Genomic DNA, 1491 nt, shown 5'->3' with positions numbered 1-1491 from the left:
GATCATGGTGCGGTCGAGCGCCAGGTCCTTGTCGGCCAGCCGGCGCAGCAAGCGCATCATCTCGGTTTCCGACTTGTTTTCGCGGAAAACAGGCTGGGTCATGAACTCCTTGCCGCGCGGCTTGCCGGGCACCGTGCTGTCGGTCGACGAAGCGGCCTTGGCGTCGAACAGGGCCGCGATCGCATCGAGATCGGCATCGGTCGAGGTCTCGTCGAAGCTGATGCCGACATGGTCGGCATCGATGATGCGCAGCAGCCGGCCGGTCTTTTCAGCCGCAGTGGCGATCCGCGCCGCCTTGCCCTTGGTCTCCACCGTCACCGTGTCGAAACGGCTGGCACCGATCACCGACACGCCTGCCGCTTCGAGGCCGCTTGCCAGACGATTGGCCAGCGTGTGGATGCGCCCGGCAATCGCCTGCAGCCCGGCGGGGCCATGCCAGATCGCATAGGCGGTCGCCATGTTGGCGAGCAGCGCCTGCGCGGTACAGATGTTGGAGGTCGCCTTGTCGCGGCGGATATGCTGTTCGCGTGTCTGCAAGGCAAGCCGGTAGCCGGGACGTCCCTTGCTGTCGGTCGACTGGCCGACGAGGCGGCCGGGCATCAGTCGCGTCAATTTGTCGGAGACGGCGCAATAGGCGGCGTGCGGCCCGCCAAAGCCCATCGGCACGCCAAAACGCTGCATCGGGCCGACGGCAATGTCGGCGCCAAGTTTGGCCGGCGCATCGGTCAGCGCCAGGCCGAGCGGGTCGGCGATGAAGACGACGATGGCGCCGGCCGCCCGAGCCTTGTCGATCGCCGCCTTGTGGTCGCCATAGACGCCAAACGTATCCGGCCAGGAGACGAGCAAAGCGGCGGTGTTGTCGTCGATCGTCTCGCCGTCGATCTCGATGCCGAGCGGCTCGGCGCGGGTGCGCACGACATCGAGCGTCTGCGGGTGCGGCGTGCCGGCCAGCGCCACCTTGGTGCGCTTGTCGCGGTGGTGGCGCAGCGCAATGCCGACGGCTTCGGCGACGGCGGTCGCTTCATCGAGCAAGGAGGCCGATGCCACCGGCAGGCCGGTCAGTTCAGTGACCAGCGTCTGGAAGTTGAACAGCATTTCGAGCCGGCCCTGGCTGATCTCGGCCTGATAGGGCGTGTAGGCGGTGTACCAGGCCGGGTTCCCGAACAAATTGCGCTGGATGACCGGCGGCACGTGGACGCCGTGATAGCCGGCGCCGATGAAGCTTTTCAGCACCGTATTTTTCGCCATGGTCGCCGACAATTCGGCCAGCGCTTCTGCTTCGCTGGCCGGCGCGGGCAGGGCCAGCGGCACGTCGAGGCGAATCGACTGCGGCACGGCCTGGCTGATCAGCGTCTCGACGGACGGAACGCCGATCACGGCAAGCATGGCTCTGACATCGTTGACGCTCGGACCGATATGGCGGGCCGAGAAGGGAGTGAGTGCTGCGGTCATGTCAATACGTCCTGATATCAGCCGATATGGGCTTTGTAG

1 pseudogene is annotated in these 1491 nt (G+C 66.1%); it reads right to left on the bottom strand.

Going from position 1 to position 1491, the window contains the following annotated elements:
* Positions 1-1452 (bottom strand): annotated as a pseudogene (locus EN935_RS35635) (glycine dehydrogenase (aminomethyl-transferring)); the annotation flags it as partial.
* Between the last annotated feature and the right edge of the window lie 39 nt (positions 1453-1491).

The organism is Mesorhizobium sp. M7D.F.Ca.US.004.03.1.1, assembly GCF_003998635.1.
In the GTDB taxonomy this organism is placed as follows: Bacteria; Pseudomonadota; Alphaproteobacteria; order Rhizobiales; family Rhizobiaceae; genus Mesorhizobium; species Mesorhizobium loti.
This window is presented reverse-complemented; position numbering and strand designations above follow the sequence as displayed.